The 25,151-nt window shown below is 41.8% G+C and carries 23 protein-coding genes and 1 riboswitch; of the genes, 16 read left to right on the top strand and 7 right to left on the bottom strand.

The window, feature by feature from the left end; all coding sequences use genetic code 11:
• Nucleotides 1-63: 63 nt before the first annotated feature.
• Nucleotides 64-1,374 carry an outer membrane channel protein TolC gene (tolC, locus tag FJ709_RS16780; RefSeq protein ID WP_226411300.1) on the bottom strand — a complete coding sequence of 437 codons (1,311 nt, stop codon included), beginning with the start codon at nt 1,372-1,374 and terminating at the stop codon, nt 64-66.
• 502 nt (nt 1,375-1,876) lie between these two features.
• On the opposite strand from tolC, the gene nudF reads away from it, so the two are divergent.
• The 7 genes from nudF (at nt 1,877) to parC (ending at nt 10,001) form a co-directional block, all read left to right on the top strand.
• Nucleotides 1,877-2,506: an ADP-ribose diphosphatase gene (gene nudF / locus FJ709_RS16775; protein WP_226411298.1), complete on the top strand. Its 630-nt coding sequence runs from the start codon at nt 1,877-1,879 to the stop codon at nt 2,504-2,506.
• A 41-nt stretch (nt 2,507-2,547) separates the two neighbouring features.
• A complete protein-coding gene (locus FJ709_RS16770; RefSeq protein WP_226416037.1) occupies nt 2,548-2,979 on the top strand; it encodes a DUF1249 domain-containing protein in 432 nt (143 codons plus the stop codon).
• Between the two features lie 36 nt (nt 2,980-3,015).
• Nucleotides 3,016-3,855 carry a 3',5'-cyclic-AMP phosphodiesterase gene (cpdA, locus tag FJ709_RS16765; RefSeq protein WP_226411296.1) on the top strand — a complete coding sequence of 280 codons (840 nt, stop codon included), beginning with the start codon at nt 3,016-3,018 and terminating at the stop codon, nt 3,853-3,855.
• 72 nt (nt 3,856-3,927) lie between these two features.
• Nucleotides 3,928-4,503, top strand: a complete 576-nt coding sequence (locus tag FJ709_RS16760) for a YqiA/YcfP family alpha/beta fold hydrolase (RefSeq protein ID WP_226411294.1) — start codon at nt 3,928-3,930, stop codon at nt 4,501-4,503.
• 50 nt (nt 4,504-4,553) lie between these two features.
• Nucleotides 4,554-6,440 (top strand): DNA topoisomerase IV subunit B, encoded by a 1,887-nt coding sequence (gene parE, locus FJ709_RS16755; RefSeq protein WP_226411292.1) that lies wholly within the window; start codon nt 4,554-4,556, stop codon nt 6,438-6,440.
• 92 nt (nt 6,441-6,532) lie between these two features.
• Nucleotides 6,533-7,705: a PQQ-dependent sugar dehydrogenase gene (locus FJ709_RS16750; protein ID WP_226416035.1), complete on the top strand. Its 1,173-nt coding sequence runs from the start codon at nt 6,533-6,535 to the stop codon at nt 7,703-7,705.
• On the top strand, nt 7,698-10,001 hold the full coding sequence (gene parC / locus FJ709_RS16745) for a DNA topoisomerase IV subunit A (RefSeq protein WP_226411290.1): 2,304 nt from the start codon (nt 7,698-7,700) through the stop codon (nt 9,999-10,001). Before FJ709_RS16750 ends, parC begins: the two co-directional genes overlap by 8 nt.
• A gap of 162 nt (nt 10,002-10,163) precedes the next feature.
• Here parC and hutZ read toward each other — a convergent pair whose 3' ends face one another.
• The 3 genes from hutZ to FJ709_RS16730 form a co-directional block, all read right to left on the bottom strand.
• A complete protein-coding gene (gene hutZ, locus FJ709_RS16740; protein WP_226411288.1) occupies nt 10,164-10,706 on the bottom strand; it encodes a heme utilization protein HutZ in 543 nt (180 codons plus the stop codon).
• Between the two features lie 94 nt (nt 10,707-10,800).
• Complete coding sequence (gene hutX, locus FJ709_RS16735) at nt 10,801-11,298, bottom strand: heme utilization cystosolic carrier protein HutX (protein WP_226411286.1); 498 nt, start codon at nt 11,296-11,298, stop codon at nt 10,801-10,803.
• A gap of 42 nt (nt 11,299-11,340) precedes the next feature.
• Nucleotides 11,341-13,377, bottom strand: a complete 2,037-nt coding sequence (locus FJ709_RS16730) for a TonB-dependent hemoglobin/transferrin/lactoferrin family receptor (RefSeq protein WP_226411284.1) — start codon at nt 13,375-13,377, stop codon at nt 11,341-11,343.
• 363 nt (nt 13,378-13,740) lie between these two features.
• Between FJ709_RS16730 and FJ709_RS16725 the strand changes: the two genes are divergently transcribed.
• The 6 genes from FJ709_RS16725 to FJ709_RS16700 all read left to right on the top strand — a co-directional run bounded on the left by FJ709_RS16725 (nt 13,741) and on the right by FJ709_RS16700 (nt 18,686).
• A complete protein-coding gene (locus FJ709_RS16725; protein ID WP_404829973.1) occupies nt 13,741-14,505 on the top strand; it encodes an energy transducer TonB in 765 nt (254 codons plus the stop codon).
• A gap of 20 nt (nt 14,506-14,525) precedes the next feature.
• On the top strand, nt 14,526-15,272 hold the full coding sequence (locus FJ709_RS16720) for a MotA/TolQ/ExbB proton channel family protein (protein WP_226411280.1): 747 nt from the start codon (nt 14,526-14,528) through the stop codon (nt 15,270-15,272).
• Nucleotides 15,269-15,682: an ExbD/TolR family protein gene (locus FJ709_RS16715; protein WP_226411278.1), complete on the top strand. Its 414-nt coding sequence runs from the start codon at nt 15,269-15,271 to the stop codon at nt 15,680-15,682. The genes FJ709_RS16720 and FJ709_RS16715 overlap by 4 nt, the downstream gene beginning before the upstream one ends.
• A 53-nt stretch (nt 15,683-15,735) precedes the next feature.
• A complete protein-coding gene (locus FJ709_RS16710; RefSeq protein WP_226411276.1) occupies nt 15,736-16,686 on the top strand; it encodes a heme/hemin ABC transporter substrate-binding protein in 951 nt (316 codons plus the stop codon).
• Nucleotides 16,687-16,723: 37 nt separating this feature from the next.
• Nucleotides 16,724-17,740, top strand: a complete 1,017-nt coding sequence (locus FJ709_RS16705) for a FecCD family ABC transporter permease (protein ID WP_226411274.1) — start codon at nt 16,724-16,726, stop codon at nt 17,738-17,740.
• 190 nt (nt 17,741-17,930) lie between these two features.
• Nucleotides 17,931-18,686 carry a heme ABC transporter ATP-binding protein gene (locus FJ709_RS16700; RefSeq protein ID WP_226416033.1) on the top strand — a complete coding sequence of 252 codons (756 nt, stop codon included), beginning with the start codon at nt 17,931-17,933 and terminating at the stop codon, nt 18,684-18,686.
• A gap of 136 nt (nt 18,687-18,822) precedes the next feature.
• Here the strand turns inward: FJ709_RS16700 and FJ709_RS16695 are convergent, their stop codons facing one another.
• The 3 genes from FJ709_RS16695 to arcA form a co-directional block, all read right to left on the bottom strand.
• Nucleotides 18,823-19,014: a bacterioferritin-associated ferredoxin gene (locus FJ709_RS16695; RefSeq protein WP_226411272.1), complete on the bottom strand. Its 192-nt coding sequence runs from the start codon at nt 19,012-19,014 to the stop codon at nt 18,823-18,825.
• Nucleotides 19,015-19,186: 172 nt separating this feature from the next.
• On the bottom strand, nt 19,187-20,113 hold the full coding sequence (locus FJ709_RS16690; protein WP_226411270.1) for a D-2-hydroxyacid dehydrogenase: 927 nt from the start codon (nt 20,111-20,113) through the stop codon (nt 19,187-19,189).
• A 200-nt stretch (nt 20,114-20,313) separates the two neighbouring features.
• The gene (gene arcA / locus FJ709_RS16685) at nt 20,314-21,030 is read right to left on the bottom strand and encodes a two-component system response regulator ArcA (RefSeq protein ID WP_226411268.1); all 717 of its coding nucleotides are present in this window, start codon (nt 21,028-21,030) and stop codon (nt 20,314-20,316) included.
• A 618-nt stretch (nt 21,031-21,648) separates the two neighbouring features.
• Here arcA and FJ709_RS16680 point away from each other — a divergent pair.
• From FJ709_RS16680 to FJ709_RS16670, 3 genes are all read left to right on the top strand, one after another.
• Nucleotides 21,649-22,080: a DUF3293 domain-containing protein gene (locus tag FJ709_RS16680; protein ID WP_226411267.1), complete on the top strand. Its 432-nt coding sequence runs from the start codon at nt 21,649-21,651 to the stop codon at nt 22,078-22,080.
• A 308-nt stretch (nt 22,081-22,388) separates the two neighbouring features.
• Nucleotides 22,389-22,564, top strand: a riboswitch (Lysine riboswitch).
• 79 nt (nt 22,565-22,643) lie between these two features.
• A complete protein-coding gene (gene lysC / locus FJ709_RS16675) occupies nt 22,644-24,002 on the top strand; it encodes a lysine-sensitive aspartokinase 3 (RefSeq protein WP_226411265.1) in 1,359 nt (452 codons plus the stop codon).
• A gap of 3 nt (nt 24,003-24,005) precedes the next feature.
• On the top strand, nt 24,006-25,130 hold the full coding sequence (locus FJ709_RS16670; RefSeq protein ID WP_226411263.1) for a succinylglutamate desuccinylase/aspartoacylase family protein: 1,125 nt from the start codon (nt 24,006-24,008) through the stop codon (nt 25,128-25,130).
• The last annotated feature ends 21 nt before the right edge of the window (nt 25,131-25,151 follow it).

The raw sequence follows: 25,151 nt of genomic DNA, 5'->3' as shown, positions 1-25,151 counted from the left end.
ATATTAGATCACAGACAAAAAAATAGCCCTTTAAGGACCATTTTTATGACACTGATGGTATGACTATAACTGGCTAATTAAGCCATTGTTAATGGCATTCACATCATCTTCATTCAATGTACCGGCCGCTTGTTTAAGTGCCACGATTGAATTGATATAACCGTAACGGGCATCAGATAATTTACGCTTGGAATCATATAAGTCACGGGTACGATTCAATACATCAACAATAGTACGTGTACCGACTTCAAAACCAGCTTGAGTCGCTTTTAATGCACTTTCAGACGAGACCACTGATTGCTCATATGCTCTGATCGAACTAATAGAAGCATTGACGTTGTTAAAGTTATTACGCACATCTTTAACTACCCCACGGTGTGTTTGCTCTAGTTTTTCACTGGCTTCAACATATTGATATTGTGCTTTCTTAACCTGTGAAGAAACTTTGAAGCCTTCAAAGATGGGTACTCGCAAGGTGATACCAATATTAGTACTATCATAGTCAGTAGTCGGTTTTTGCTCAAACCCTTTAGTGTAACCCGCATCAAAATTTAGAGTTGGCATATGGCCCGCTTTATAAAGGTTGATGGTCTCGTTGGCAATGTCTTTACCAATACGCTGCGCCAGTAACGCTAGGTTACTCGTTTCAGCCATTTTTAACCAATCAGCAGAGGTTTCAGGTGCTGGAGCACCCGCTGAAAAGCGGTTAGTGTCGAGAATATTAATTGATTTATGGTCGATGCCAGTAATTTCACGCAGCGCTTCATAGCTATTGGCTAAAGTGTTTTCAGCTAAAATTTCTTGTGCAGAGGCTAAATCGTATTGTGCCTGAGCTTCATGCACGTCAGTAATCGCAGTTAAACCCACAGCAAAGCGTTGTTTAGTCTGTTCAAGTTGGCGTTCGATAGCCGCTTTTTCAGCGCCTTGGAATTCAAAGTTATCTTTAGCTGTTAATACGTTGAAATAAGCATTAGTCACGCGAATGATAAGCGACTGAAGTGCTGATGCATAAGAGGCATCGGCTTGCGATGCCGCCATTTCAGCCAGGTCTAATCCTACCCATGCGCTATGGTCGTATATTAATTGGTTTAGTTTTAAGCCACCGGTAAATCCTTCGGGTTCTAACGTTGATTCACCTTCGTACTTATTCCATGCTTTGGCATAACCTACACTGGCACTAATAGTTGGTAGAAGAGGGGCACGGTTTTCTTCAATGTTTTCGTATAATGCATTCCGCTGAGCTTGTGCTTGCAATACAATAGGATCGCTGGTGAGAGCTTGTTGATAAATTTGCATTAAATCGTCAGCTTGTAGAGCTGGCGCGAACACTGCAAACGATAACGCTGCGTATAGAGTACCCATTTTGAATTTCATTTTCTGCCCTTTTAGACAATGCTTAAATATTGTAGTTAAAGATATAACGAACTAATTATTAAACCTATCTATTACTAACGGCATTAGCCTTGATAGGTCGATTTCAGTGCACTTAATCAAATGATTAAAGTGGAAAATACTGGCAGCATTATCGCCATTTTAAACGCAATTGCGATAAAGCTTAAATTTTGTAAACACTATTAGTTTAGAAAAAGCATAACAAATAGCGGTATCTTAATGTATTTGTATTTGTGCAATATCACTTACAAAAAGTGATTTTTTTCTAAGCTTAAGTATCTTATAGTTGGCCAAAGTGAGCTTTTATTCAATAGACGTAGAATGCTACATATCCGACTATTAAAAACTTATCGATTTAAGTCAACTCTGAAGTGTAACAGATTTTATTTCACACCGGGCAACCTCAACAATAATTCAATTTATTTCATCTTATTATGTGGTGAATACTTTCTTAACCATATATCCACTTAACATTGGGTTTTTTATGAAAAATACAATACCGACAGTAAATTTTGATGCCGACAATGACTTTGAACTCTTGTCTAAACGAGTGCTCTACCAAGGTTTTTTTCGGTTAGACGAATATCGCTTTAAACATAAGTTGTTTGCAGGTGGCTGGAGTGGTGAAGTCACTCGAGAAGTATTTGAGCGTGGAAATGCCGTTGTGGTATTGCCTTATGATCCAATTCGAGATCAAGTCGTATTAATCGAACAGTTACGCGTGCCTGCATTAGTAACGACTAAATCAATCTGGCTTCTTGAGCTTGTGGCAGGTATGATCGAGCCCGGCGAAAAACCAGAGCAAGTTGCTACAAGAGAGTTATTTGAAGAGTCAGGCTTAGTCGCCAGTCATATTGATTATATCAATAGTTATCTTGTTAGCCCCGGCGGTACAAGCGAGCGTTTTTACATGTACCTTGGGCGTGTCGATGCTAGTCAAGCAAACGGAATTCATGGACTTGATAGCGAAAATGAAGACATTAAAGTTCATGTGGTTAGCCGTGAGCAAGCTTATGATTGGGTGAAGTCCGGTCGAATAGATAATGCATCAACGGTACTGGGTATACAGTGGTTAATGTTGAATTATCAGCAATACCAGAATCAAGTGGATTAGGTTAAAACAACTGGTTACATATTTGAGGTGAAGTGAATCAATTGGCACAGCTAAGTTCCCAAGATAAGAGTAGATATCAACCCAACGTCAGTGCTTTTTTAGCATTGTGTGGGCGAAATTATGCGCTGATTTTAAAGTGGTTGCCAGACGTGGGTGAAGCCGATACCTCTTGGGTAGTTGAAGGTGAGTTTGGTTCACTTGCTATTACATTGGTTGAAAATACTCGATATACCCAATTAGTTGAGATATCTCGAAATTTACCGCACAGCTTATTTGTGTCGTCTCCGACAGTGGTGGTTCGAATATATCATGATGCTCAATTAGCAGAAGTGTTAACTAGCCAACAGATTTTTAGTTTTAAACCGGTATATGATTATCCTAATATACACATGCATCAGGCAGATGAAAAATTTCAAGTGAATGCATTTTTAGAAGAACTACTTAAGATAGGTTGTCACAGCATTACTTTTTAGTGACTTGCTTGAAAACTATATATTTGGGAATTGTACGTGCTGAAACCAGCTGTTAAATACACTTTTGAGGAAAATCAATCGGTGCGATTGGTCCAGGTTACGGATCCGCATCTTTTTGCCGATCCTGAATCTCAGCTTTTAGGTGTAAACACAGCTAATAGCCTGCAAGCGGTTATTGATACTTTCATGGCTTCTTCTGCAACAGCTGACTTAGTGATCGCCTCTGGTGATATTAGCCAGGATTACTCAGCCACTTCTTATCATAATTTTGTTCGCCAAATATCATCCACCAAATTACCATGCCACTACTTACCTGGTAATCATGACGATCCTCGTATGATGGCGTTACATATGCAGGGTGACAATATTTTTGGTCAGCAACGGATTATTGCTGGCAAATGGCAAATCCTCATGTTGGATTCCACGGTGCGTGGTAAGCCTGGCGGATTTATGGGAGAAGAGCAGTTTTCGATCATTGATGCCGCAATTAATGCTGAGCCAGATAAACACGTATTACTGGCCATGCATCATAATCCTATTTTGATGCAATGCGGCTGGTTAGATCAACACTGTATGGCGAATGGCAGCGACTTTATCCAAAGAGTCAGTCAATACCCACAAGTCAAAGGTTTACTCTGGGGGCATGTTCATCAGCAAGTAAACCAGCACCACCAAGGCCCACATGGGGCAATCGCATTAATGGCGACCCCTTCTACCTGTATACAATTTAAGCCTTTATCCGATCATTTTGCTTTAGATGGCGTTCAACCGGGTTATCGTTTGCTGGAGCTGCTTTGCGATGGTAGCATTCACACTGAGGTTCATCGTGTTGCGGGCGATCATTTCACACCAGACAATGAAGCCAGCGGTTATTAACTTCTTTCGACACACTTTTCAATAAGTTTTGTGAATACGTGTTAATGTTAATTAACCGTTGCGTGAGGATATATGCTGCTTTATATACATGGTTTCAATAGTTCAAATCAGTCAGATAAAGCGCTGAAAACAGAGATGTATATCAAGCAATATTATCCCGATTTAGTATTTTTTCAGCCACAAGTGCCAACATCAATCCATGAAGCGATGGCATTATTAACTAAGATCACCGAACAAGCATTAGCCAATGGCCAGCCACTTCGATTTATCGGCTCATCCCTTGGTGGCTATTTCGCCAGTTTTTTAGCCGAAAAGTATGGTGGAAAAGCGGTATTAGTAAACCCTGCGGTAAAACCGTATGATTTATTTGAAGAGTTTTTAGGACCCCAATATAATCCATATATTGACGAGCATTATCAGGTGCTACCTGAAGATCGTATAGCCGTAGCGCAATATGATACAAATGTCATTAACCACCCCGATAGATTCTTGGTTTTGTTGCAAACTGGTGACGAAGTGTTAGATTATCGTCAGGCTGTGCACAAGTATCATTGCTGTGAATTACATCTAGAACCTAATGGCGACCACAGTTTTGTGGGATACGAGCAACAGCTTGATAAAATTTGTCGATTTCTTCAGCTGCCTTAATAATCAACACTCTGCTTTATAGCTGAGTGAATAACAACAATGTGTGGAATATGACTAATCAATATACATCAGATGCAATTGAAGTCCTTAATGGACTTGATCCGGTTAAACGCCGTCCAGGCATGTATACCGATACAACTCGTCCTAATCATTTAGGTCAAGAAGTCATCGATAACAGTGTCGATGAAGCACTTGCTGGACATGCATCAAAAATTGAAGTGACATTACACACTGATAACTCATTAGCAGTGACCGATGATGGCCGCGGTATGCCAGTCGACATTCACCCTGAAGAGGGTATTCCCGGGGTTGAGCTTATTCTCACCAAGCTGCATGCGGGTGGTAAATTTTCCAATAAGAACTATCAATTCTCGGGCGGTTTACATGGAGTGGGTATTTCTGTTGTTAATGCTCTTTCTACGCGGGTTCAGATAACCGTTCGTCGTGACGCCCAAATCTATGAAATGGCCTTTGAGAATGGCTTCAAAGTCGAAGAGTTAACTGTAACAGGGACTTGTGGTCGTCGTAATACTGGCACCAGCGTTCATTTCTGGCCAGATAGTAGCTATTTTGATTCTGCCAATTTTTCAACCACTAAGCTTATTTATATTCTACGAGCCAAAGCTGTATTGTGCCCAGGGCTTAGAATTAAATTCACCAATAAACACAACGGTGAAGTCCACGAATGGTTTTATGAAAGTGGCTTAACAGATTATTTAAAAGAAGCCGTTAAAGATTCGGTTTTATTGCCAGAAGAGCCTTTTGTCGGCAGTTTTAAAGGCGATTTAGAAGCCGCAGAATGGGCTATTACCTGGCTACCTGAAGGTGGCGAAAGCTTAACAGAAAGTTATGTAAACTTAATTCCTACCCCATTAGGAGGCACCCATGTTAACGGCTTTAGACAAGGTCTATTAGAGTCGATGCGTGAGTTCTGTGAGTTTCGTAATTTAGTTCCCCGTGGTATTAAGCTGTCACCTGAAGATATTTGGGATAAAGCGGCGTTTATTGTATCAATCAAAATGCAAGACCCTCAATTTGCCGGGCAAACTAAAGAGAAACTCTCTAGCCGTCAAAGTTCAGCATTTGTATCGGGCATTGTGCGTGATGCATTTTCATTATGGCTTAATTCTAATACCGATCTTGCTGAACAATTAGCAGAATTATGTATTAGTAACGCCCAGCGTCGCCTTAAAGCCGCTAAAAAAGTGGCCCGTAAAAAAGTCACTTCAGGGCCGGCGTTACCGGGTAAGTTAACCGACTGTTCGGGTCAAGACCCTATGCGCGGCGAGCTATTTTTAGTGGAAGGTGACTCTGCTGGTGGCAGTGCCAAACAGGCGCGAGATCGTGAGTTTCAAGCGATTATGCCGCTGCGGGGTAAAATTTTAAATACCTGGGAAGTGGATTCAGCTCAAGTATTGGCTTCTCAAGAAGTACATGATATTTCTGTCGCGATAGGCTGCGATCCTGATAGCGCTAATATCGATGAATTGCGCTATGGTAAAATTTGTATTCTAGCCGATGCTGACTCGGATGGTTTACATATTGCCACCTTACTTTGCGCATTGTTTTTAAAGCATTACCGAGTGTTAGTCGAAAAAGGCCACGTGTATATTGCCATGCCGCCTTTATTTCGTATCGATTTAGGTAAAGAAGTTTTTTATGCCTTAGATGAAGCAGAAAAAACCGGTATTTTAGATCGTATTATCGCTGAAAAGAAAAAAGGTAAAGTTCAAGTCACTCGATTTAAAGGTCTAGGTGAAATGAACCCATTACAATTACGCGAAACAACCATGGACCCTAATACCCGTCGCTTAGTGCAGCTCACCATAGGTGATGATGATGGCACTGATGCATTAATGGATATGCTGCTTGCCAAAAAACGTTCATCTGATAGAAAGAGTTGGTTAGAAACCAAAGGTGACTTAGCGCAGGTTTAAGCTGTTGCTTTATTGAGAAAGTTTACTGAGACCATTGATTAAATGGGTTTTTGACCGCCAATAATAAAAATTAGAGGCAAATGAATAATTACATGTTGTATATCAAATCGAAATCATTCCGGCTTAATTGGCAATGGGCGGCAAAAACTTGTGCATTATTTGGCTTTAGCACAATGCTTGTTAGCCAAGTTCATGCCGCTCAATCTGTGATGATTACAGTGACTAAAGGTTTCGGCCTTTCTTTGTATGCCTCTGATTTAGGCGATATTAAACAAATGGCATTAGGTGAACATGGCACCTTATTTGTTGGTTCGCAAAAAAATGGCACCATTTACGCGTTAGTTGATAATGATCAAGATGGCCAGGTAGATAAACGTTATGTTATCGCCAGAGGGCTTGAAAACCCTGATGCTTTAGCATTTTATAAAGGCGATCTTTATGTCAGTGAAGAAGACAGAATTATCAAATATGAAGAGATTGAAGATCGTTTACGTCGCCCATCACGCGCTAAAGAAGTCTACTCAAATCTGCCTGACCTAGAGAAGCGCTATAGCCGCGCGATGCGTTTTGGCCCAGATGGACGATTATATGTTGCCTTGGGCATGCCCTGTAATGTGTGTGAAGCACCAGCTCCCTATGGCAGTGTGCTAGCGATTAATGTTCAAACTGGTGCTAGTGAGCAAGTTGCCTTAGGTATTCGCAGTGTAACGGGTTTTGATTGGGAACCTGGCACTAACCAAATGTGGTTTGCGGATTTAGGCCGCAACTGGATGGGCGACAATTTGCCCGCCGATGAGATTAATCGACTGGATATAAAAGGCACTCATTTTGGCTTTCCCTACATACATGCAAGTGATATTAAAGAACCTGCATATGATAAGCCAACCAATTTAAAAATCACTCCGCCTGTTTTTGAATTACCGGCTCATGTAGCCCCAACCGGATTACATTTTTATACCGGCACTCAGTTCCCTGAGCGTTATCAACAGCAGTTATTTGTGGCTGAAAATGGTTCATGGAACCGCTCAAGTAAGGTGGGTTACCAAATAGTGATGCTGGCACTAGATAACAGCCAGCCGAAAACAACGATTACACACCGGGAAACGGTAGTGAGCTTTTTAGACGGAGAGTTTCCCGTCGCACGACCATTTGATTTGCTAACCGCACCAGATGGCGCAATTTATATTTCAGATGATTTAAAGGGCAATATATACCGTTTGTTCTATAAAGCCACTGATCCAATACAGGAAAGCACAGATGAGTGATGCGATTGAATTAAGCCTAGATGGCGTTGAGCAAATGCCATTACGCCGATTCACCGAAGAGGCTTATTTAAATTATTCAATGTACGTGATCATGGATCGTGCATTGCCGCATATTGGTGATGGTTTAAAGCCAGTACAGCGTCGTATCATCTATGCCATGAGCGAACTTGGCCTTAATGCGCAATCTAAGCCTAAAAAGTCAGCTCGTACTGTCGGTGATGTGTTAGGTAAATATCATCCCCATGGTGACAGCGCGTGTTATGAAGCCATGGTATTAATGGCACAGCCTTTCTCATATCGTTATCCGCTAGTAAAAGGTCAAGGTAACTGGGGTGCCCCAGATGATCCTAAATCGTTTGCGGCGATGCGTTATACCGAAGCGACTCTGTCCAAGTTTTCAGAAGTATTATTGTCAGAGTTAGCCCAAGGCACTGTAGAGTGGGGCGTTAACTTTGACGGCACCATGAAAGAGCCTAAAACATTACCTGCTCGACTACCGCATATTTTATTAAATGGCATCACCGGTATTGCAGTCGGTATGGCAACCGATATTCCGCCGCATAATGTGCGTGAATTAGTCTCTGCCTGTGTCGAGTTATTAGATAACCCTAAAACCGATTTAGCACGTTTAATGGAACTGGTGCCTGGGCCAGATTATCCAACCGAAGCAGAAATTATTACCCCAAGTGCTGATATTGCCAAAATTTACGAAACCGGTCGTGGCTCAATTAAAATGCGCGCGGTATACAGTATTGATAATCATGAAATTATCATCACATCACTGCCACATCAGGCGGGTAGTGGCAAAATTCTAGAGCAAATTGCCTTGCAAATGCAGGCCAAAAAGCTGCCAATGGTAAGTGATTTACGTGATGAATCTGATCATGAAAATCCTGTGAGGTTAGTCGTTGTACCGCGCTCAAATCGAGTTGATTGCGACCAATTAATGACCCATCTATTTGCTACAACGGATTTAGAGAAAAGCTTTCGCATCAACTTAAACGTGCTTGGACTTGATGGTCGCCCGCAGGTGAAAGGCCTGCTGACCATGTTAACTGAATGGCTAGAGTACCGCGTGTCTACGGTGACCCGTCGTTTACAATTCCGTTTAGACAAAGTGATTGCGCGTCTGCATATTCTTGAAGCCTTAATGGTCGCGTTTTTAAACATCGATGAAGTGATTGAAATTATTCGCTTTCATGATGATCCTAAAGCGGAGTTAATGGCTCGTTTTAACTTAAGTGACAAGCAAGCTGAATCTATTTTAGAGTTAAAGCTACGTCACCTTGGCAAGCTAGAAGAATTTAAAATCAAAGCTGAGCAAGATGAGCTAATGGCCGAGCGTGACAAGCTAGAACTGATTTTAAGTTCAGATCGCCGCTTAAAAACCTTAGTCAAAAAAGAGCTAATTCAAGATGGTGAAACATTTGGTGACGATCGTCGCTCGCCAATTATTCAGCGTAAAGAGTCAAAGGCATTAACCGAACAAGAACTTATTCCAACAGAAGCTGTTACGGTTGTATTGTCTGATAAAGGTTGGGTACGTTGTGCTAAAGGTCATGATGTTGACCCACAAAGCTTAAGCTATAAAGCGGGTGACAGTTATTTGTGCAGCGCCATAGGTAAAAGTAATCAAGCGGCAGTATTTGTCGACTCATCAGGTCGTGCATTTGCCACCGACAGCCATACTTTACCATCGGCTAGAAGCCAGGGCGAACCGATCACGACTCGCTTTAACATGGCACCAGGTGCTGTGATGCGGCATGTCATTATGGGTGAGGACGAACAATGTTACCTATTAGCCAGTGATGCAGGTTATGGCTTTATTGGTGCTTACTCAGACATGGTCAGCCGTAATAAAGCGGGTAAAGCTTTGTTATCTTTACCGGCTAATGCGCAGGTGCTAACACCTAAGCTTATTACTAAAGGTGCTGATGATGCTTTATTAGCCATCACCAGTGAAGGACGCATGCTGATGTTCAGTTTAGATGCCTTGCCACAATTATCTAAAGGTAAGGGCAATAAAATTATTGGCATTCCAACCGAGCGTGCCAAAAACCGTGAAGAATTATTGATGCACTTAAACGTAGTACCAAGTGGGGCAGCGGTGACCCTGTGGGCCGGTAAGCGTAAACTCACCCTTAAAGCCAGTGATTTAGAGCATTACCGCGGCGAGCGTGGCCGACGTGGCGCTAAACTGCCAAGAGGCTTGCAGCGAGTAGACAGTGTTGAAATTGAAGCTATGGGTACTGTCAGTGATAATAACGTAATTGATAAGCTGGACAGTGAAGAGTAATTTATCGAATCAAAGTCAGCAGTTAAATACTGACTCGCTATACAATGTTTAATGCAAAAAAGCTCACGTCGTTAACGTGAGCTTTTTTGTTGATTTATGATAATTTTCAGTGAGAGGGAGTAAAAATTCAGCCAAAATGCTTGTTCTAGATAAGTATAGATATCAGGCAATTTTAACTATTTTTTCCGCACTACCGTGGTGGCCATCACGCTTCCAATCTACATCTAATAGCTCTGCGCCTGACAAACTAAATGCCTGACCAAACCCTTTAACATATAAACCCTGGTGTGGATTGAGTTTAAATAGATTGAAGTCGGTTAGTGCTGCTAAATTATCAATCATCTCGCCAAAACGTGCAGATAATGCCGCCACACCTTTGATAAATGCTTCACTGTCACGGGTAACTATTTCAGCAGTTGCATCGAAAGTTAAGCGTTTTCGGGCAAATACGCTTTTACACTCTGATTCATCTTCAACTAGCATGACAGACAGCTTTTGACAGACTTTCAAGTTAGTGCCATGGCGAGCCATTTCACTCACTAAAATATAAAAGCCATCATCAGCGAGGGCAAACGGTGCATAACTAGCATTGGGAACGCCATCGGCATCTTGGGTAGCAAGTTGTAGGCTTAAACGTTGCCCTTTAAATTCCTCAATTTCTGGTAGTAGCTTTTCTCGTAAACGTTGATCTTTATCTGCCGACATCAGGATTTTCTCCACTGTATTGATACGTTGTCTAATCGTTTTATCATTGAGCTGCACAGCGAGTACCGCTCAAATAAGTGCTTTAAGCTTTGGGTTACACGTTGTTTTTTAATGCCTGAAAACGTGCAACTTGATCGCTTAGCAATACGCGTTGTTGATCTCGGCCTAAATACACTTTGAAAATCACTTCACCTTGCTGGCCAAAAAAGTTAATTGAATGACTTTCTGACCCGCGAAATGGCTTACTGATAAGTGCAATTGCGCTCACATCGTCCAATTTTAAATGGCCGTGTAAACCATCACCTTTGGTGATTAAGTTGTAGTACCCATGTGCGTATTTTCCTTTTGGGAATGGCCCTTTAAATTCAAAAATACTGCCTGATATCGAGATTATCGTCGTCATCGGCCCCCATTCTGGTAGTGAGGTCAGTAAGGTATCTTTTTCAGTGAGCGGCAATAAAGCCAACTGCTCTGCAGGTAAAGCCAGTACCACCTCAAGTTCAGTGGCATTTAATTCGGCAGCCACTTGTGCGGGCATTGCCGCTGGGTTGTCATTTAAATACTGCTTAATTATGTCGACTGATATCGCCATGGAATAGCTCCAATGTGTTGGTTAATGTGCGAGATATCATCATTAGAATGAATAACGTGCCGCTAATTTGAAGTTTCTGCCTTGTTCGTACAAGGTTTGCCATGCTTGGCGATATTCTTCATCACCGATATTTTCAATGGCAAAGTCGACACGTAAACCTTCAAAGGTGCCCATCGCAGGCTCCCAGGCTACGTAGACATCCCATAGGGTGTATGAGTCATATTGTTGCTTGTTGGCTTTGGGTAATTGATCTTGTTCTGCAACGTAATTAACACGTGTGCCCAATTTCATATCGCCTTCCATGATAGATTGCGATAAATCAAAGCCGATTTTTTGAGCCGGAATATTTGATAAATATTGGTCAGTGGTTTTATCTTTGCCTTCTGTTTGACCGTAGTTAACCGCTAGGCGAGTTTGTTGGTAGCGATAACGAGTTGTGAATTCAAAACCCGTTAATTTGGCTTCATCAACGTTATCCCACGAGGTTGTTTGCTCAAGCCCAGGAATACCATGAAGCGGGTTAGATACGGTTTGCTCGATAAAGTCATCTACATCATTACGGAATACACTTAAGGTCATGGCTAATTCATCATCACCCGCTAAGTTAGCAAAGCGCATGTCGGCCTTAATCTCTTTGTTTTGTGCTTTTTCAGCACGTAAATCAGGATTGATTTGGAAGTTATTGCATAAGCCATTAGGTAAGAATCTTGGAATGGACGGAATACAATAATGTGAACCTGTTGAATACATTTCTTCCATGCTTGGGGCGCGAAATGCTTCATCATATCGTGCACTCAAAGTGAGCCATTTAGTGGCGTCCCACATTAGACCAAGGGAAGGGCTTAATGCATTATCATCAGATGACAGCTTCAAGTTATTACTTTGATTTTTAAAGGTGTCATAACGTACCGCGGCATCTAAAGCTATGCTGTCGGTTAATGCGATATCGGCTTTGGTAAAGGCGCCCCAAACCGACGTTTCACCATCAATACTATCAGGACGTTGACCCACTTGATTAAAGTCGTCACGGACAGTATTAATCTTATCTTGATAACCATCAACACCATAGGTCAGTACAGTAGAAGCAAACGTTGAGCTATTATTTAAGCTAAAACCTATAGTTTCAAATTCAGTGGTATCAAATTGACCTTTAGTCACGCGATCCTCATCAAAGCGGGTATTGTTCCAATACACAGTGCTGTTGAGATCGAGTAATAGATTGTCAGTAGGGTTCAAGCTATAGGCCACAGTGACATTTTGATCTTGGATATGACGTTGCACTAATGGCACCGAACTGCCGACATGAGTCGAGGGATTACTTGGGACTAATTCGTCGTTATCAGCAAGTCGTGCTGAAAATTGCAGACGTTGATCATCGGTGAGTTGCCAACCTAATTTGGCTAAGCCACTTGTGGATTCTGCTGCACTGTTCTCAAGGGCTTGGTCATTGCCTATTTTGATGTTGTTACTGTCGTGATAGCTGCCACTTAATAGCCAATCAATTTGATCCGCTAAACCGTAAATGGTGCCACTGGTTTTAATTTTATCGCCATTATTTTCAAAACCTTGCTTAATGTAACCACCAAACTTATCGTCTTGTTCTAAAAAGTCTTGAGCTGATTTAGTGTTTTGCGCCACAACGCCACCAATTGCGCCACTGCCCCACAAACTACTTGCAGGGCCGCGTATTACTTCAATTGAGCTCAGTAACTCAGGATCCATAAAATAGCTACCACGATGACCAGAATTAGTATTCTGACGAGCACCATCAATAGTTTGTAATACACGTTGTCCACTTAATCCTCGAATTTCAACCCCTTGAGATGAAGCTCGCGGGCCATTAGTGACGTTAACGTTAGCTTGATTTTTCAATGCATCTGCAACAGAAGATGGTTGCGACTCTTGTATATTATCTTCGCTTATCACCACTACGCTGCGGCTAGTATCGGATACTTTTTCGTGAATACGCGTTGCGGTAACCAATACTTCATCAAATTCAGTAACAGTCTTATTTTGCTGTGCATATGCGGTGGTACTGAAAACCATTGCCATTGCTACAACGAGTGGCTTTTTGGTCATTGTTAAATCCTTAAAGTCATAAACTTGAAATATTGTTGAGTACGCGGTGCAATCACAATGCTGATAAGTGCAGTTTTGCTAACAATCTATTGAGCAGAAATGTGAGGTTACTTAAGCACCAAACGTAATCATTGACGGGTTATTTCCACACTCTACCGGATAACAAAACATAGATCAAATGAAAATCATTATCATTTGCGATCTCATTACTGTTGATGTATATTCTGCTTATTAAATATAATCTTTCAACATAACCCGCTGTAATTAATATGTTTGTAAAGAATGTAAACATTCTAAATATGACTTACTTTGATGGGAAGTGTTGATATTTGACCACACAGATACAGTAGAAGAATATTGCTGATGACACCTAAACGATATTTTGCTTTTGGATGTATAACGATTTTAATTCAAGGAGGAGTGCTTGCCTCTCAAATAAGTGAGTCGACTATTCAGCTATCTGAAGGCGCTGCAATGGGCGTAAAGCAAGCGGTCAGTGTCGTTATAGCTATGCAAGCTAGCACTCAAGCTCAAGGTACGGTTAACGCTGCAAAAGAACCGACTCAAATTGATGAGCCCATAGCTGAAACTGCGGTTAACCTTAAACCAATCGTTAAGGTTAAATCAACGGCTCATACCATGGTGACGCCTGAGGCTAAACCTGAAAAGGTCATGGCAGCGGTTAAAACCGTCCAACCTTTATCTAAACCTACCATTCAACCCGCAATAGATACTGAGATTATTAAAGCTGATACCGATGATTCAGCGCTTACTTATTTGGCTAGCCTTGCTGCGGATACTTTAACGCAAAAAACTTTAGCATCCGCTTCGCTTGGGGTCACACAGCAAACAGTGGCCTTGCCACAACCGACATTTTTAGCACCTCCGACACAGCCTCATTACCCTAAAGCAGCCCGTAAACGTGGCTTTGAGGGCACAGCGACTGTGGAAGTGATGTTTAACCAAATTGGTGAGCAGTTATCGCTCACGCTGGTGGATAGCTCGGGGTATAACTTACTTGATGCCGCAGCGATAGATGCGGTTGAGCAATGGCAGTTTTCGGCCCCGACACCGCAAACCGCTTATGCATATACGGTTAGAGTGCCAGTGAAATTTGCACTTAATTAGTCTCAATAGAGGAAACCAATATGTCTCAATCATTATATTTGCAGCTTTCAGACCAATTAGGCTATCTAACTTGGCCAATGATTATCTGTGCTTCTTTAACGCTGTTAATTGTGCTTGAACGTGTTGCACTGATTATCAACGAGTTATTAAACCGTGATGCATGGTTGACAGAGCTAAGGCAACAAGCCCGCAGTGCGACACCCGAGAAACGGCAGCAACTTATCACCTTATTAAGCCAAGGCCGTAGCATGCTAGCACAAGGAAGCGCATTGCTGTTATCCCATGGTGGACAGCCCCGTTTAATGCGTGAAGAAATCTTAAACATGTGGTTATTAAAGCAAAAAGATAAACTGCAATCCGGTTTAAAGGTATTGCACATTATTGGTGTTATCACTCCCTTACTTGGCTTATTAGGCACGGTACTTGGGCTGATTGAAATGTTCACTCAATTAGGACTATCAGATGGCCCAGTGACCCCGTCACAATTAGCCACTGGCTTGGGGCTTGCGATGAATACCACAGCGGCAGGATTGATTATTGCCGTACCCGCAATTACCTTGTCGAATTTATTGGGTTTGTGGGCTGACAAGCGTTGTAACCATATCGCCCATGGATTAAATCAATTGAATTTGTGGCTAGAAGGTTTTGACCAGGCGTTAAGTATTGGCTGTGATGAACCCTATCGAAAAGTATCAGCTATTGTTCGCGCCCAGATGACTAATGCAGCAACACCAATGACAACTGAATTAACGGAGCCAAATAGATGATCTGCGCAGAGACACCTGCTGGACAATCTAGTACTGGGATAGATTTAACCGCACTTATCGACATTATCTTTATTGTGTTGGTGTTTTTATTACTGACGGCAAATACCCAGCTGCTGACATTACCCGTCGATATACCTACTGAAGCTAATTCTGAATTAACAGCCTTGTCTCAGGAGCAGCATATCGCGATCAATATTTTAGCCACTGAGCCGTACTGGGCATTAGACGGTGAAACATTTACTGATTTTGATCAATTTGAAGCCGCTTTTATTCATATATTGAATGATACCCCTGATATCCGCGTGGTGGTGGCAGCAGATAAGAATGCGCCTGTTCAGCCGCTAATGACGCTATTAGCCTTATTGCAACGACAACAAATTAGTAATACTCAAATTTTAATGGAACCGTAACGGTAGCCATCATATAGGCGATTCAGCACGATTTATTTATTCGGAGTTAAGTTATGTTCAAGCTACCCCAGTTATCGCAGACACAACAGCTATCTGTGTTGAGTTCAAACAAGTCATTACCCACCAATATGATGAGGATGACCGCACTGCTTGTTAGCATCGTTTTTGGACAAGCAGCTATTTTTAGCCAAGCTGCAATCGCTGAAAATCGGGTTGTCAGCGCTGGCGCTGGCATCACCGAACTTGTGTTAGCTTTAGACGCTGGTAATGAGTTAGTGGGTGTCGACTCTACAAGTCATATACCCGCTGCGCTAGATTCTGTAGCAAAGCTGGGTTATCACCGAATGTTGTCTGCGGAAGGTATTTTGGCACTCTCACCGAGTTTACTCATCGGCTCAGATGCAATGGGGCCTAACAGTACGCTTGAGGTACTGAGTAGCGCAAACGTTAAGGTGGTGAGTTTACCTAGTGCAGAGACTGAGGCTGAGCTGCTAAGTCATGTTGATCAAATAGGGGAGTTACTGTCCCGTAAGGCGCAGGCGGTTGAGTTAAAGAAAGAAATTGTACTTTCATTTAGTCGATTGAATACCAAACAGCAGCAAATAGCCCAATTAGGCGAGGCACCAAAAGTGCTGTTTTTGTTATTACAACCCGACAGACCAGCTCGTGTAGGCGGTAATGGCACCGCCGCTGACATTATTATCAACTTAGCGGGTGGACAAAATATTGCAGGCTTTGACGGCTACAAAAGTGTTTCACAGGAAGGCATTTTAGCGCTGCAACCCGATGTGATTCTTATTTCAAACCGCAGTGACGCTGAGTCAACCGATCCCGCTAATGAACTACTTCAAGCCATGCCATTACTTAAACACACCCCAGCGGGTGAGCAGAACCAAGTTAAAAGTCTGCCATCTCAAGCATTACTCGGTGGACTCGGTTTAAGTGCCATATTGGCGGCAGACCAGCTTGCCAGTGATTTTATGACAATAAAAAAATCATCATGATTTATATCAAAAAAAGTCGGCTTTATTAGGATATATCATGGAAAATCAACGCTGGCTTTGGCCTTGTTTATGCACCGCATTGATGGTCACCAGCCTGCTATCGGTCAGCATTGGGCCGTTACAAATTAGTCCGATGACTAGCTTTAATGCCATGGTGAATTGGGCGACCCAGCAAGACTTTGCCAGTGTCGCTCCTCACGAGCAGCTAGTGATTAATAATGTGCGTTTACCACGCACCTTGCTAGCACTTGCTGTTGGGGCAACGCTTGCTCAATGCGGGGCTGTCATGCAGGGCTTGTTTGGTAACCCTTTAGCTGACCCTGGCATTATTGGTGTGTCATCCGGTGCCGCTTTAGGTGCGGCGATTTGTATAGTGCTATTTCCACATGGCGGCGAATATTTAGTGGCTTTCAGTGCTTTTTTTGCAGGCTTGTTGACCACTTTAGTGGTGTATCGTTTAGCTGCAAGCCCCAGCGGTACTTCAGTGGTATTACTATTGCTGTCAGGGGTGGCGGTTGCAGCCTTGGCCGGGGCGGGTATTGGCGTACTCACCTATATGGCCAGTGACATGGCATTACGGGATTTAACCCTGTGGCAAATGGGCTCAGTTGCTGGTGCTCAGTGGCATTATGTGATCCTGAGTTTAGTTGCACTGGCAGTGATCAGTTGGCAGTTTAATCAAAATGCTAAGGCACTTAATGCATTATTACTCGGTGAAGCAGAAGCTCGACATTTAGGTTTAGATGTCGATAAACTCAAATTTAAGCTAATTGTACTGTGTGCAATAGGGGTGGGAATTGCTGTCGCTGCAACGGGGATTATTGGCTTTATTGGTTTGGTTGTGCCGCATTTAGTCAGAATGCTGATTGGCCCAGATCATCGTTTGTTATTACCGTTAAGTGCTATTTTAGGCGCTGCCTTGCTAGTTATTGCTGATATAGGGGCTCGCTCAATCGTGGCTCCATCTGAGCTTCCTGTAGGGTTAGTTACCGCTTTACTCGGCGCACCATTCTTTATTGTTCTGCTTCTTAAACAGCGTAATAAGTTAGGTTAATATGCTGAAATATTTATCCATGAAATCTTACTCATCCACAATGGGCACCAACCTTGATGCGTTAAGTTCAGCCAGTTTATGCCCTGCTGACTATCGCGTTAATGATCATAGCCGTTCGAGTCATGATTGTGTTCTCCCAAACAGTGTAAGCAATTATGCCGATACTGCCGCTCGAGTTGCCACCATCAGTATGACTAATTTGTCGGTTAATATAGCGAATAAAGCTGTTCTTCGAGACGTTAATCTTGAACTGCACTCGGGACAAGTGACCGCGTTACTCGGCCCCAATGGCGCAGGAAAATCAACCTTATTAAAAAGCTTATGCCAAGAAGTCTCTTTAGCTAGCGGACAAATAACTGTTTTAGGACGTCCGCTTAAGGACTGGGATCGCGCACAACTGGCTAAGTCATTAGCGGTATTGCCACAGCATGCCTCACTGACATTTCCTTTTAAAGTATTTGAAGTGGTACAAATGGGTTTATATCCACTGACGCTAAGCCTGCAGCAAGGTAATGTTTTAGTCGATCAACAATTAGATAAAGTAGCGTTATCAGCACTTAAATACCGTCGTTACCCTACGCTTTCTGGAGGGGAAAAACAGCGGGTACAGTTAGCACGAGTATTGGCTCAGCTTGCTCAAGCTGGCAGTTCACCTATTTTACTGTTAGATGAACCCACGTCAGCGTTAGATTTAGCGCAGCAACACAGGGTGTTAGCTCTGGCAAGGAGTTTAGCTACTGATCATAACTACTCAGTTATTGTGGTATTGCATGATCTTAATCTCGCGTCTCGTTATGCGGATAGATTAGTGATTTTGAACCAAGGGGTTGTTGTGGGAGATGGCAGCCCTAGTGAAGTATTAACGGCAGATATAATTAATCAGGTCTGGCAATATGATCCGTTAATGATAAAAGAGTTTGAAGATTCAACACCGCTGTTTTTTTAACAGTATTAAAATATTGCGCTGATAAATTATAAGTAACCTCAGCTCGGGATAATAAATGCATATCAAACCCATAAACAAAAATGCAGCCATCTGGCTGCATTTTTATTGAATTAGGGGCTTTAAATAATCTTGTGGTTTAGGCCACTTCGTAGAAGTTTGGCTCGAACTCTAATTGAGTGCTAATAATCTGGCTCGCCATTCTGGCACATTTACCACATTGATCGGCAACACCTAAACGCTTTCTGACATCAGCTAACGAGCAATCGCCTTGGCGAACTGCTTCTTTAATTTGCTTATCTGTAATTGCATGACAAAGACAAACGTACATATTAGCCTCTAGAACTCAGATGAAAAAGGGATATCAATATAGCCATTCCCTTGGATGAATCTAATTCTAAATGAAAACAGTTATCATTGGCAATAACTTTTTGGATAAAAATACGACATTTATTGTTTTTATACTGTCTGCAATATAAATAGCTAAATTAAGCCACTGATCTTTAATAGCCTTTATCAAAATCGACAATAAAATTTAATGGTTGTTGATTTTGCCATAACTGATAATTGCTGCTAAATAGTGCAACAATTTGCTCGGGAAAACTCGGTGCAGCGATATGAGGAGTAATAATAGCATTAGCACAAGACCAAATTGGGTGCGTTTTAGGTAAGGGTTCTTGACTAAATACGTCCAAAATAGCCTGTTGATTTGGTGTTTGATTCAATTGAACTGTGAGTGCATCTAAATCGAGCACATTGCCACGCCCTAAATTGAAAATGATGGCTTCTGGTTTTAGTAAGCTTAAGGTTTGCTGGTTGAGAATATTATCGGTGTCAGGGGTATTAGGCAAAATACTGGCCACTACATCGGCTTGACTGAGGTGTAGAGCTAAGTTATCAATACTATCGACCCGATCAAATCCATAGGTTGCAGTACCTAATCGATTTATCCCTGTTACTGTCATCCCAAAATGCTCAGCCGTTGCTGCAATATGCTGTGCAATTGAACCTGTGCCAAGCAGCAGTAAATGTTGCCCCTGTAGCGTTCTATAACGCCCAGGAGCCCAAATTTGTTGCTGTTGTTGCTGTTTATATTTTAGGTGCTCACGCTGGTGGGCGAGTAAATAGCCAAATAAATACTCACTCATTAATGGGCCGAAAATACCGCGAATATTAGTCAGTTGATAGTCACGTCGCAGTGTTGGTATGACGAGTTTATCTACACCAGCAAAGGTTGATTGCAGCCAACGTAAATTTTTAGTCTGGCTAATTAATGGTGCAGCAAGGGCGGGTTCTGCAAACCAAATATCGGCTTCAATAATACTGTCTGACTCGTCATTTAAGATGACTAAATCGGGTAAGTTGCACTGGTTTATTAATTCACGGTAAATTTCATTTTCGCGCGTCAGTAATAGTAACTTATTGGCCATGAAGGATTAATCCATTTAATGTTAGTCAGCAGTATATTAGGCATGAGGCATAACGGAATCAAATTATATAAACTTTAAATCATCAGAATAGGAGGATAAATCAACTCGCCTAATTCATATCATAAAAATAACCTCAGACATAAAAAAACCGAGCATAGGCTCGGTTTTATTTTATCGTACCCATATGTGATGGTCGATAATTAATCTTCTAAGTGACCACAAAAACGGTAGCCTTCACCGTGGATGGTAGCGATGATTTCAGGCGTGTCAGCTAAGCTTTCAAAGTGCTTACGAATACGACGAATGGTGACATCAACAGTACGATCATGTGGCTTAAGCTCACGGCCAGTCATTTTCATTAGTAAATCTGCACGGGTTAGTATTTTGCCCGGGTTTTCTACAAAGTGAAGCATGGCACGGAATTCACTGCGTGGTAACTTGTAAGATTCACCCTGTGGATTCACTAATGAGCGGCTATTAATTTCTAAACTCCAGTCATTGAAACGGTAGTATTCAACAGACCCTTTCTCTTCGTTCTCAGTGACGGCACTGTTTACACGAGTTAATAAGTTACGCGCACGAATGGTTAATTCACGTGGGTTAAATGGCTTAGTGATGTAATCATCAGCGCCAATTTCTAGTCCTAAAATTTTATCAACTTCGTTATCACGACCGGTTAGGAAAATTAAGCCAATATTGTTGATTTCACGAAGTTCGCGCGCTAATAACAAACCATTTTTACCTGGCAGGTTGATGTCCATCACCACGAGGTTAATTTTATTTTCAAGCATGGCTTTGTGCATTTCAGCGCCATCATTAGCTTCAGTAACAACATAACCTTCAGCTTCAAATATGCTACGTAAGGTATTACGGGTTACAGCTTCGTCTTCAACAATTAAAATATGTGGATTTTGCATAATAAAATTACCTAAAAATTAATAAAATTTGTTATCTAGCATTGGGCTAGCGTTTACGTACGCTTAATTGCATACGTTAGAAATTCTGGATTATTGGTGTTTAACATTGTCTGCCTTGAATTTAAACACTCTCTCATTCTCTAATGTTTTTAATTGCTATTTTAAGCAATAGCTTAGAGTGAGTTTTACTAAGACTTAAAAACCTTTCATCGTGGCAACAATACGTGCCGCTGTAGACTGTGAACCTAAAGATAGTTAAAAGTTCCTATTTAGACATAACTAAAATGAAATTTTTAGACAGACACTTAACAATATGGCAGTCATTTTACGGCGGTAAAGTCTTAGCTTAATAGTATTAATCGTAAAGAATTAGCCTTAAAAGCTGCTTTTTGTGACGATCAATCAGTAACTGAAGGTTATTGTACCCTTTATTTGTATTTGTTAACAAATGAAATGTTAAAATAAATAATTTATTAAGTATAAAAAATGGGTGATATTGTATTTAGTTAATTGATTTAAAATGGTTAATTATATATTTTTTTATGATGGGATTTACATTTCTTTCGCTATTAAATCCTTTCTGCTACACTCTTTTGGGCTTATTTAGTGGGATTTGTTATGCAAAATGTTATCGATACTGTGTGGCAGGACTATCAACAAACGCACTTTTTGCTGACTCAGTCTTTATCCCATGATTTTTCATTCGCTATTATTACTGCTTATAACCCATTAGGGTGCTTACTTACCCCAAGTCAAAACCGCCTATTAGATCGTGAACTCCAACTAAAAATCCTTCAATATCAAAGCCCTTACCGTTGCTTAATGGGTGTCGCACCTGATTTGTCACATGTTGAAAAAAGTTGGGCTGTTTTTATTGATAAAAATCAAGCTATTGAGTTAGGTCGAGAGTTTAAACAACATGCAATTTACTATGTTAATCAAGGCTTGTTATCGCTTGTAGCCTGCTTTGATCAGCACAAAAGTGAGGTGCAAATGGGAGCCTTTAATCAACGTTTACGTTTAGTCAGTGATTTCCCTGAATTCTGTTAAACCATTTTATTTTCATTTGTTAATTTTTAATTGAGACAATAAATTTAACAAATGAGTGTAATGAGCTAATACCAACGACTGATTTTATATTAAAGCTCTGTTTACCTCACTATTAACATTCTGCATTTACAATGTCATCTTTATCCTGCACATAACTTACCCAAAACCACATCTAATCGCTTTTTTACTGCCAAATCCTAATTGTACGTTACTGCAAATAATGCATTTGTTTATTTTTACTCAACTTGCAATCTTGCGCATTGACTTAACCCTATGTTTATTGTTATTTTGCTGGTCCCTCCTTAGGGAGGCACAGAAGAGGAGCGTTAACTAGGTAGTAAGCTTGAGGAAGACCAATTCCCATGACAGCTTACGAGGGAGATTAACGCCGAGATACAATAAGATTTGGTTAACTTATTTATCGGTCGATTAGGTTGAATCCTAGCGATTGTCACCTGTTATTTGGTGGAGAGCTTCTGGTGGTGATTGCTGTTTCCCTTCTTTAAGGGTGCGTTATCTTTGCACCAGGCTCTTCGAACGAAGTTTAGTTCGGAGTGTATTATATGTCGTTAAATCAATTAGTTGTAGCCAAGTTTGGCGGAACCTCTGTTGCTGATTTCTCAGCGATGAGTCGTTGTGCTGATATCGTTTTATCCAATCCTAATACCCGTTTAGTGGTGGTCAGTGCATCTAGCGGTGTAACCAACTTATTAGTTGAACTTACCAGTGCTAATGTCAACGACGAACGTCGTCTAAGCTTGCTAAAACAAGTTGCCCAAATTCAATATCGTATTATTGATGAATTGAGTCAGCCACAGGACATTGCTGCGCAAATTGATAAGCTTTTAAGCCGGATGTCTGTGTTAAGTGAGTCATTAATTCTTGACCGCAGTAAAGCGGCTATGGATGAGCTGCTGTCTATGGGAGAGCATTGTTCGTCGGTATTATTCTCTGCTGTTATCCGTGAAAAGGGCGCATCTTCCCAGGCTTTTGATGTACGCCAGGTGCTTCGTACCGATAGCCATTTTGGTCGTGCCGAACCTCAAATTGAACAAATTGCTCATTTATCGAGTGATTTTTTACAACCGCTATTAAGCACCAGTATTATTGTTACCCAGGGATTTATTGGGGCAGATGAGCAGGGCCGCACCACAACATTAGGTCGTGGCGGCAGTGATTATTCAGCCGCTTTATTAGCTGAAGCTTTATCTGCCCATGCGGTAGAAATTTGGACCGATGTAGCAGGCATTTACACCACCGACCCACGTTTGGCGCCTAATGCCCGCCCGATTGCTGAAATCAGTTTTAATGAAGCCGCTGAAATGGCTACTTTTGGTGCCAAAGTATTGCATCCAGCAACGATACTTCCAGCTGTTCGCCAGAAAATTCAGGTGTTTGTCGGTTCAAGTAAAGACCCTGAAGCGGGTGGAACCTGGATCCGTCATCAAGTAGAAGATACGCCAGTTTACCGCGCGGTGGCATTACGCCGAGACCAAACATTATTAAATCTGCATAGCTTGCAAATGCTTCACGCCCAGGGTTTTTTAGCTGAAACCTTTGCTACATTAGCACGCCATAAAATATCGGTAGATTTGATCACCACATCAGAGGTGAACGTGGCGCTAACATTAGATAAAACAGGCTCTGACTCAAGCGGCCAGGGCTTATTAAGTGAATCGTTATTGCAAGAGTTATCACAACATTGCCGGGTAAGAGTGGAAGATAACTTAGCCTTGGTGGCGATTATTGGTAACAGAATTGCTTCTACAGCGGGTATTTGTAGCCGAGTATTTCAAGTGTTAGAAAAATACAATGTCCGTATGATATGCCAGGGTGCTAGCCCGCATAACTTATGTGTATTAATTGATGAAACTCAAGCGGCAGACGTTGTTAAAGCATTACATCAAAATCTTTTCGAGTAACCTATGACAAAGCAAATGATGACTAAAGCATTGCGCACATCACTGAATGTAGGTGAACTCGCTGCTGGGCAATCCCTTGATGTGCCTTTATTCACTTTTAAAGGCATCGACAGCAGCGCACCGACCGTATACGTTCAAGCCAACGTGCACGGTGCTGAAGTGCAAGGTAATGCGGTAATTTATCAACTAATGACCTTGTTAGAAGAGCTTGAGGTTTTAGGGGATATTGTGCTTGCTCCTTTAGCCAACCCGCTGGGTATTAATCAAAAAAGTGGTGAGTTTACCCTAGGCCGATTTGACCCAATAACCGGTGTTAATTGGAACCGTGAGTACTTAGAACATAAAATCGACATAGCTGCCTGGTATGAACAGCATCAAGATTTACCTAATGATGAGCTGATTAAATCGTTTAAGGCAACACTAATTGAGGCTTGTCACACCAAGCTACAACAGCCTTGGGGCATCACTACAGGTCATAGATTAGCGGTGAGTTTGCAGTCATTGGCTCATCAAGCCGATATCGTGCTTGATTTACATACAGGGCCTAAATCCTGTAAGCATCTGTATTGTCCTGAGTATGATCTCGACTCAGCTAAGTTTTTCTCTATTCCATACAGTTTGATCATACCTAACAGTTTTGGCGGCGCCATGGATGAGGCTGCGTTTTGTCCCTGGTGGCAACTAACCGATTATGCCGCGAGTAAAGGCCGTCATTTTGATGTGCCAGTGGCAGCGTTTACCCTTGAGCTGGCTAGCCAAGAGCGGATTGATATGGCAGATGCTTTAGTCGATGCCAATGGTATTTTGGCTTATTTAAGCCATCGTGGGGTGATTAAACAAGCTATTGAACCTGCAAAACTGTCGCGTTATGGCTGTTATCTAAAAGATTATAAAAAGTTTCATGCTCCGCAATCTGGCATGGTTGAGTATTGCGCCACAGTCGGTGAGCCATTGGCAGCAGGGCAATCTTTAGTCAATATGCTGAGGTTGGATTTATACGGTTCAGACAAAGCGGTTACACCGCTGAGTTTAGATAAAGACTGCGTGCCGATTTTGCACTTTGCTTCGGCGTCTGTGCATCAAGGGACTGAGTTGTATAAAGTGATGACTAATGTATTCGAGCTTTAAGTTTGGTTTTGTTTTGCGGCC

The organism is Shewanella glacialimarina (assembly GCF_020511155.1).
GTDB classification, from domain to species: Bacteria; Pseudomonadota; Gammaproteobacteria; order Enterobacterales; family Shewanellaceae; genus Shewanella; species Shewanella glacialimarina.
The sequence above is the reverse complement of the archived record's forward strand: the minus strand, read 5'-3'. Positions and strand labels throughout refer to the sequence as shown.

Coding starts and splice junctions, on each gene's coding strand:
- arcA (WP_226411268.1), bottom strand. CDS start 21,030: ATGCAAAATCCACATATTTTAATTGTTGAAGACGAAGCTGTAACCCGT.
- lysC (WP_226411265.1), top strand. CDS start 22,644: ATGTCGTTAAATCAATTAGTTGTAGCCAAGTTTGGCGGAACCTCTGTT.
- FJ709_RS16730 (WP_226411284.1), bottom strand. CDS start 13,377: ATGACCAAAAAGCCACTCGTTGTAGCAATGGCAATGGTTTTCAGTACC.
- FJ709_RS16715 (WP_226411278.1), top strand. CDS start 15,269: ATGATCTGCGCAGAGACACCTGCTGGACAATCTAGTACTGGGATAGAT.
- FJ709_RS16695 (WP_226411272.1), bottom strand. CDS start 19,014: ATGTACGTTTGTCTTTGTCATGCAATTACAGATAAGCAAATTAAAGAA.
- tolC (WP_226411300.1), bottom strand. CDS start 1,374: ATGAAATTCAAAATGGGTACTCTATACGCAGCGTTATCGTTTGCAGTG.
- FJ709_RS16705 (WP_226411274.1), top strand. CDS start 16,724: ATGGAAAATCAACGCTGGCTTTGGCCTTGTTTATGCACCGCATTGATG.
- FJ709_RS16710 (WP_226411276.1), top strand. CDS start 15,736: ATGTTCAAGCTACCCCAGTTATCGCAGACACAACAGCTATCTGTGTTG.
- FJ709_RS16700 (WP_226416033.1), top strand. CDS start 17,931: ATGACTAATTTGTCGGTTAATATAGCGAATAAAGCTGTTCTTCGAGAC.
- FJ709_RS16690 (WP_226411270.1), bottom strand. CDS start 20,113: ATGGCCAATAAGTTACTATTACTGACGCGCGAAAATGAAATTTACCGT.
- FJ709_RS16680 (WP_226411267.1), top strand. CDS start 21,649: ATGCAAAATGTTATCGATACTGTGTGGCAGGACTATCAACAAACGCAC.
- hutX (WP_226411286.1), bottom strand. CDS start 11,298: ATGGCGATATCAGTCGACATAATTAAGCAGTATTTAAATGACAACCCA.
- FJ709_RS16670 (WP_226411263.1), top strand. CDS start 24,006: ATGACAAAGCAAATGATGACTAAAGCATTGCGCACATCACTGAATGTA.
- parE (WP_226411292.1), top strand. CDS start 4,554: ATGACTAATCAATATACATCAGATGCAATTGAAGTCCTTAATGGACTT.
- hutZ (WP_226411288.1), bottom strand. CDS start 10,706: ATGTCGGCAGATAAAGATCAACGTTTACGAGAAAAGCTACTACCAGAA.
- nudF (WP_226411298.1), top strand. CDS start 1,877: ATGAAAAATACAATACCGACAGTAAATTTTGATGCCGACAATGACTTT.
- FJ709_RS16760 (WP_226411294.1), top strand. CDS start 3,928: ATGCTGCTTTATATACATGGTTTCAATAGTTCAAATCAGTCAGATAAA.
- FJ709_RS16725 (WP_404829973.1), top strand. CDS start 13,741: ATGACACCTAAACGATATTTTGCTTTTGGATGTATAACGATTTTAATT.
- FJ709_RS16750 (WP_226416035.1), top strand. CDS start 6,533: ATGTTGTATATCAAATCGAAATCATTCCGGCTTAATTGGCAATGGGCG.
- parC (WP_226411290.1), top strand. CDS start 7,698: ATGAGTGATGCGATTGAATTAAGCCTAGATGGCGTTGAGCAAATGCCA.
- FJ709_RS16720 (WP_226411280.1), top strand. CDS start 14,526: ATGTCTCAATCATTATATTTGCAGCTTTCAGACCAATTAGGCTATCTA.